Raw genomic sequence first — 7,267 nt, forward strand, 5'->3', positions numbered from 1 at the left:
GGTCCCAAGCCACTGCCTGGGACTGGGACATCATACATCACCGGTAGAGCTTGCTGGGCTGCTGAAATGCCCACACCGTGCTTGAGGTAGTCTGGTAAGGTTTTCCAGTGGACTGCTTTACCACGGATGATGTTAGCATTGTCGCACCAGAGGATACGCACAAATCGAATACCTAGTTCATCTATAGTGTTCAGGATTTTATTTTTCATTAAAAATTTTTTTTAAGTTATTAGTTTTTGTGGTTTTTAACTAGTAGCAAATATCCTCTCCAAAATCTAGACTCAGTATAGAATAATTAATAATTAATGGTTACTATTGTTACTAGTTAATGGTTACAGGACTTAAGCATAAACCCGGTTTCTTAATATAATTACTGGATATCAGCCTTTGATTTATAACCAGAAACCCGGTTTGAAGGGTCTTGGTGCGTTAGTGCTGATTACTGATACTACTGATAATGAGGTGCATTGATGACATAGCACTTTCTTGCCCCTCATCCTACTAATACCACTATTACCCATCATCCCCCTATTCTTGACCTCCTTACTACCAAGGTCAAGACGTATCGGTCAGGGATAAAGCTGAGATGGGAATGCTCAAACTGCTATCTTGGAATGTGTCAACTTGTCCATCCTGGAACGACTGAAGACTATGACACGAAAGATTATCCGTACCCCCAATGCCCCAGCACCCGTAGGACCATACAATCAAGCGATCGCAGTCAGCGGTCAAATGATTTTTGTCGCTGGTCAAATTCCCCTTGACCCTAGCACCGGTGAGATTGTTGGTGGTAATGATGTCGCCAAGCAGACAGAACAGGTAATGGCTAATCTTGAAGCTATCCTAGTCGCTGCTGGAGCTAAAATCCCGGACATAGTCAAAACCACGGTATTTCTGGCAGATATGAATGATTTTGCCACAGTAAATCAGATCTATGCCAAATACTTTAACGAGGAAGAGGCTCCAGCTCGTGCCTGTGTTGAGGTTTCCCGACTACCTAAGGATGTTTTAGTCGAGATTGAATGTATTGCTGTGATTTAGGGCTTGTCTGTCTTAATCTATACAGAAAAATCAATGGTATTTATCTAATCGATTCGATATTGAATTTGGAATTTGGCGATCGCTCAGTAATCATGCCTATAATCATGCCCATTTGCGAAACGAGCTCTCTGGGAGATCGCTACCCAAATACCTTGGAGAATTTACTTTGCAGACAAGCCCTATTCTCTATGCAGTTTCCTTCATTATGGAGAGATTTTATAGTCCGAATTGCAATTGTAAAAACTTAGTTTTGTCAAGTACAATTTATACCAAATCACTGGGATTACCCTAACATTTATAACCGTCGCAGTGATCCCATAACTATCTCTTTCTCTAACTACAGAGCCTACCCCATCACCCTTAGCGAAAGTGGACTGAGCGCTTTCAGAGAAATAAATTGACGGATTAGAAGAAGTCGTTAAACCTCAAGGGGTGGAAATCACAGGTACGATTTTTGACATCAAAAATGACAAGAGTAAGTTTGTGTCGAAAAATCAACCATGGTTGATTTTTTTTTGCTCATGATTCTTATTTTAATTTATGTAAATCTTAATACTACATATGGAAGTGGGTAATGTGGGTTATAACAATCAACAATTCTGGATTAAAATACAATCCATACACAGGATGGAAACCATGAGATATTTCATTTTGATTTGGCTCGGGCAATTAGTTTCCCTAATAGGCTCTGGGCTAACGCGCTTCGCCTTAGGAGTCTGGGTTTATCAAAGTACGCAGTCTGTCACATTGTTTACCCTAATCACTCTATGCAATACACTTCCGTTGATTGTAATTACTCCTCTAGCAGGCTCTCTTGTAGATCGCTGGCCCCGCCGTTGGGTGATGATTCTCAGCGATTCTGGTAATTGTATTTGTACCTTAGGAATTGCAATTCTGCTTGTAAACAACAGCTTGAGCATTTATTATGTTTACCTTTTAACAGCAATAAACTGTGTACTCAATACATTTCAGTGGCCTGCCTATGCGGCAGCCACAACTCTTTTGGTTCCCCACGATCAGCTCAGTCGAGCCAGCGGTATGACCCAGGTAGCAGAAGCGATCGGACAGCTGTTTTGCCCTGTATTAGCTGCGGTATTGCTGGTTAGTATTGGACTACAGGGGATTATTGCCATTGACTTGATTACGTTTAGTTTTGCTTTGCTAACGTTGCTGCTGGTTCGCTTTCCAGAACCCAAGAACGTCGATTTGAGTTTAAATATTAGCATTAAAGCTTTGCTTGGGTAATTTTTTAATGGCTGGAATTATATAGCCATGCGACCAGGGTTATTAAGCCTGCTTGTTTTTTTTGCCACCTGTAATTTTTTGATTGGCTTTATTGCAGTTTTGTTTGCGCCTCTAGTTTTATCCTTGTTCTCAACGGTCGCCTTTGGTTGGATCGAATCCATTGGGGGAATGGGAATGGTGTTAGGTAGTTTGACATTGATTGTCTGGTCGGGAACAAAACGATATATCGATACTATGTTCGTGCTATTTTTGGCGCTCGCTTTATCTGTAATTGTAACGGGATGCCATAGTTCAATTCTTTTGCTGGCGATCGCGAATTTTGCGCTTTATTTCTGTGCGCCAATTATCTTTAGTTGCAGTCAGGTCATTTGGCAACAAAAGGTTCCCCCTGAACTCCAGGGAAGGGTATTTGCGCTAAGACGTATGGTAGCCCGTTCCTGTATTCCTCTGGCCGCCCTTATAGCAGGTCCTTTAGACGAACTTGTCTTTGAACCCCTTATGGCGGTTAATGGACAATTAGCCAATAGCCTCGGTAAAATTATAGGTACTGGAACTGGCCGAGGTATTGACTTGATTTTTATTGTGGTGGGGATCTTGATTGTGATGATAACCATTGGCGCTTATCAGTATCCGCGATTGCGGTTTATTGAAGATGAACTTCCCGATGCGATCCCCACCCCCGAATCCGCTACTGGTTCAGCCTAATTAACTTGAATCAGCTCAATCCCTTACCAATTAAAGGCTTGAATGATTTTTACCCCATCGTATCAAACTGACGGTGTAAAGCTTTCGAGCTTCCATTGAACTGGATGCTCTCCAGTGCCCCGAATCCTCACTTTTCTGATAAACAAGCATCTGGCTGAGCAATCATTTGTTGGAGTACCTGCTGGAATTTGCTGATGATTTGTTCGACCATCACCGAATCAAAACGCGCACTGCCGTAAAAAAAGGTTCCACTCAGTCCCCCATGCTCCGCTGATGTTGAGGAGAGATGGGTTTTGGTATTTTCCCAGAGGTGCAGTCCTAGTTCGTAGCGACTGGTTTTGATGGGGTACTTCAATGACTCCATCTCTAAATTGGGGAAGGCGAGGGGTTTGAGGCTAAATCCGTGGTACGCCAGCAGGAAGTGGGCAAGGGGATTGCGGGCATCGGGTTCTGGAAACGGCAGATCGGGGAGCAGTTGGTTAAAAGGAACCTGGGGGTGGGCATAGGCTTGAACAGTCACCGCTCGAATTCGGGACAAAATAGTGCGGTAGGTTGGGTTTCCTCGCAAATCAATGGGGAGTACAAGAACGTTTACTAAAAGTCCCATCAAGCCCTCCAGGTCGCTCCGATCCCGATTGGCTGTTGGTGTGGCAATTACCAGCTTCTCAACTTGAAAATAACGATGAAGACAAATGCTAAATACTGCTAACAGCACCATAAATAGCGTTACCCGTTGGCTTTGGGCGAAGGTTTGGAGAGCGATTGTTTGAGTCCTATCAATGCGAACATCAAGGCTACCTCCATTATGACTGTTGTTAAGGTCTCGATTCCGCACAGGAGGCAAGGTCAAATCAGGCAGATTCTGAAACGTCCGCCGCCAATAAGCTGTAGCTTCAGCCAGACGAGTACCCTTGAACTCAGAGGTCAGTTCCCGAACAAAGTCCTGATAGCGCAGCCCCAATGGCGATAAAGGAGCTGGAAGCCCCTTACAAAATGCATCATAAACTTGACTTAACTCCTCGTAAAAAATTCCCATGGACCACCCATCAACAATAATGTTATGTAGATTGAATAAAACAATCCAGTCATGGGAAGATAGCCGCAATAATAGCGTCCGAAATAACGGACCGCAGGACAAATCAAAAGGAGTTTCCAGTTCCTGTACCAAATAATTTTGGGACAAAGATTGGCGCTGTGAAGGCGGAAAAGATTCCAAGTCCAGAACGGTCAGCGCCGCCTTCATAGAAGTGAGCACCTGCAAAACCTGCTGCTGTACCACAGTAAAAGTTATCCTCAGAACTTCCTGTCGCTCCACCAGATAATCCAAAGAACGGCGAAAAGCCACAAGATTCAGTTCACCACGAAATCGAATCGCCCCAGGGATAATATATACAGGTCGCCCCTTGCAGCCCTGTTCCATCCGCCATAATCTTTCCTGTGCCGGAGTAAGGGGCAAAAATTTTTTCTGTTCTCGTTTCAATAAGTTGAGCAACCGTTCTCTTTTATCATCCATAATTAAGCTAACACGCATCTAAATTGAAGGCTACCAACTTAAGCCGGGACAGCCAATGGTGCAAGGCTTCCAGCTCTCAGGGATAGAGGCCATTCCCTAGGCCGAATTTGTCCCTGGTTACGTTGGTAGCCTGACAGCTTACCACCGCTTCCCCTAACTCAACCGACCGAGCATGGCTTCCACTTCCTCATCGCTGAGGTTGTAAACCTGCTGACGCAGAAACATTTCCTCAACATCCTGGCTCTGGTTTGGAGGTTGATCAATTACGGGCTTATTCTGGGTTTGAATGGCCTTCGCTAATTCTGCGGCTGTGGAATAGTCAAACAGAGCATCGGGACCCAAATCGACACCAAAAATATCTCGAATGCGGGACGTCACCATAATTGCTTGCAAAGAATCACCATTGAGTTCGAAGAAGTCGTCCTCAAGTCCAATATTCTTCACCCCAAGCACTTGACAAAATATCTCAACCACTTTTGCTCCGGTATCCGCTGAAATCCCTTGTTGGGATTCAAACGAACCTTGGACCGTCTCAGTTCCCTCCACTCTGTGAGATTGCCATTGGGCTGCCGTAAATTCCCGCAGTTCAGGCAAAGCGCTTTCCTTGAAACGCACCATTGTCTTCGCTTTGTTCTGGGCCCGAACCCCGGCAAAATCCTGGGTAGACACTAGAACCTGGGGTAAGGATTGGTTGAGGATGCGTCGGAAGGCTTCAGCTCCTTCAACTCCACTCATCCCCTGACGCAGCTCAGGATGAAGATCTGGAGGGGCAACGGGACTTGATGAAGTCTCGTAAACTTCAGCGGTCACTTTCTTCAAGGTAAAACCTTCAATGCTGGCACAAGTCGCACCCGTAGAATCTAGCAACAAAATGTCCACAGAGAGAGTTGCCGCACCCGATTGGCCCTTATCTAAATAACGGGCATAGGCTGTTATTTGCTGGGGCAGGGGGTGATAGAGTCGCAGTTTCTTATAGCTAAAGGGCAAATAAAAAGCCTCAGGAGTCGAAGCAAAGCTCGTCGCCAAATCCAACATGGCCGGATGGAGATGGTAATGCTCCAAATCCTTTTTATATTCGTCGGGCAAGATAACTTCTGTCAAGGCTTGGTTCTGCCCAACAAAGATATTCGACATTGATTTGTACCAACGCGGACCCACACAAACATCACCAAAACATTTTAGTTCCTTTATGCTTGCCGCAACTCCCATCTCTCTGGGCCGCTCCTGAGTAAGAGACCGCTTTAAAGCTTCCAGATTATATGCTATGGTTTTGTTATCCTCTGGCAATAGGGTAACCAGATTTCCCCGAGCATTTTCATACCAACCTGTCTCGGGCTCCAAACTAAAGATAGTGAAGTCGCAAGCCGTTTCCCTTTCTTCAAGGACAATTCTTACTTCCTTGTGGGTAGATTCGGGAACTAATAGGGGTTCCAGGAAATAAACCCCCCGCAGCTCCACGCTGGTGCAGGGTTGCCAATCCTGATAAGCTGCCCGAGCAAGCTCCAGAAAACCGGTACCCGGCACTAGGGGGCGATCGCCCAATCGGTGTTCGGCCACAATCCAATGGCGTTGGGTGGAAAGCCTAGCATGATAAACTCTTCGCCCAGGTCCAGCATCTACGCAATATTCAAAGAGGGGATGGTTAACCCAGGTTTGGCGAGGTGCCGCAATGCTCGAATCCATCAGCAGGCGCATGGCAGCCCCCGCTTCGCTCCAAATCCCCCAGTTTATAGAACAAACAAAAGTATCGCTCTGTGAGTTCATTCGATGGGCAAAAACATCCTGAAAAGCATTAGCTGCACAGTAGTCTGCTTGCGCATAAAGCCCAATGGTAGAAGCAAGAGAAGAACTCATGACGAAGAAATCTCGCTGGGGATTATCGGTCAATTCAAACAGAAACTGAGTTCCCCATACCTTAGGTTGAAACACCCGATGGGTCTTTTCCGGGGTTTCCAGCTGCATCAAGCCATCGTCCAGAACCATAGCGCAATTGATGACTCCATTGATGGCACCGAAGTGAGTTTCAACTGCGGCAATTTGGGTTTTGAGAGCATCGCGATCGCCGATATCGGCGGTCAAAACCTGCACCTGGCCTCCAAGCTGCTCGATCTCCAGAAGGCGACGTATACGATGGCGGGTAATTTCTTCTGGATCTGCCTCCCGATCCCAGGCTTCCCCAGCTCGCGCGGGAGACTGGGCTATAATCAGGGCTGTATCGGTTGCGGCTTGGTTCTTGGAATCTTGAGGTAAGCTTTCCACCAGAGCGAATCCTTGCTCCCTCAAAAGAGTTTCCCAAGTGGATTGGCTTAAGAGAGGCGAACGCTGACGAAGATGCCGATCTTCAAACTGCCACCAGCCTTTGGACAAACCCCAAACCATATCTACCCAAGGTGGGGTGTGAGTGGCCTCCACTAGTACGAGGGTTCCACTAGGAACCAGGAGGGACTGGAGATTGAAGAGGGTACTCTCAATCTGAGGGGTTGCATGAACCACATTGAGGGCCAAAATTATGTCAAAATGACCTAATTTAAAGCCCCAATCCAGAGGATTGTCAGAAATATCAAACACCTTAGTTTCGATGAAATCAAATCCCCATTCTTGGCTGCGTTGTTTGAGCTGTTCTACGAAGGTAGGACGTGCGGCTTGTTCTAAGTAAGAGCCTCCTTTACCAGGAGGGGTAAGACTTAGGTAATTCGCGGGGACAACCCCGAAAGATTACAACTATTCATCCGGATGGCGGTGCAAACCCGACCCCTAGAAGAG

At 46.0% G+C, this 7,267-nt stretch carries 5 protein-coding genes and 1 pseudogene; 3 read left to right on the top strand and 3 right to left on the bottom strand.

Annotated elements, in window-relative coordinates; translation table 11 throughout:
- Positions 1 to 209 (bottom strand): annotated as a pseudogene (locus F6K53_RS34505) (glutamine synthetase); the annotation flags it as partial.
- A 442-nt stretch (positions 210 to 651) separates the two neighbouring features.
- Between F6K53_RS34505 and F6K53_RS34510 the strand changes: the two are divergent.
- The 3 genes from F6K53_RS34510 (at position 652) to F6K53_RS34520 (ending at position 2,991) form a co-directional block, all read left to right on the top strand.
- Entirely contained in the window at positions 652 to 1,041 is a 390-nt protein-coding gene (locus F6K53_RS34510) for a RidA family protein (protein ID WP_293037915.1), read from the top strand.
- A 636-nt stretch (positions 1,042 to 1,677) separates the two neighbouring features.
- A complete protein-coding gene (locus F6K53_RS34515; RefSeq protein ID WP_293017299.1) occupies positions 1,678 to 2,286 on the top strand; it encodes an MFS transporter in 609 nt (202 codons plus the stop codon).
- Between the two features lie 27 nt (positions 2,287 to 2,313).
- Positions 2,314 to 2,991: a hypothetical protein gene (locus tag F6K53_RS34520; protein ID WP_293037912.1), complete on the top strand. Its 678-nt coding sequence runs from the start codon at positions 2,314 to 2,316 to the stop codon at positions 2,989 to 2,991.
- 127 nt (positions 2,992 to 3,118) lie between these two features.
- Here F6K53_RS34520 and F6K53_RS34525 read toward each other — a convergent pair whose 3' ends face one another.
- Positions 3,119 to 4,522 carry a condensation domain-containing protein gene (locus F6K53_RS34525; RefSeq protein WP_293083811.1) on the bottom strand — a complete coding sequence of 468 codons (1,404 nt, stop codon included), beginning with the start codon at positions 4,520 to 4,522 and terminating at the stop codon, positions 3,119 to 3,121.
- A gap of 135 nt (positions 4,523 to 4,657) precedes the next feature.
- Positions 4,658 to 7,072 carry an SDR family NAD(P)-dependent oxidoreductase gene (locus F6K53_RS34530; RefSeq protein ID WP_293083814.1) on the bottom strand — a complete coding sequence of 805 codons (2,415 nt, stop codon included), beginning with the start codon at positions 7,070 to 7,072 and terminating at the stop codon, positions 4,658 to 4,660.
- Positions 7,073 to 7,267 lie beyond the last annotated feature (195 nt).

The organism is Moorena sp. SIO4A1 (assembly GCF_010672065.1).
In the GTDB taxonomy this organism is placed as follows: Bacteria; Cyanobacteriota; Cyanobacteriia; order Cyanobacteriales; family Coleofasciculaceae; genus Moorena.

What these genes read in the sequence shown, in the direction of transcription:
- F6K53_RS34510 (WP_293037915.1), top strand. Translation starts at nt 652, where the DNA reads ATGACACGAAAGATTATCCGTACCCCCAATGCCCCAGCACCCGTAGGA.
- F6K53_RS34515 (WP_293017299.1), top strand. Translation starts at nt 1,678, where the DNA reads ATGAGATATTTCATTTTGATTTGGCTCGGGCAATTAGTTTCCCTAATA.
- F6K53_RS34520 (WP_293037912.1), top strand. Translation starts at nt 2,314, where the DNA reads ATGCGACCAGGGTTATTAAGCCTGCTTGTTTTTTTTGCCACCTGTAAT.
- F6K53_RS34525 (WP_293083811.1), bottom strand. Translation starts at nt 4,522, where the DNA reads ATGCGTGTTAGCTTAATTATGGATGATAAAAGAGAACGGTTGCTCAAC.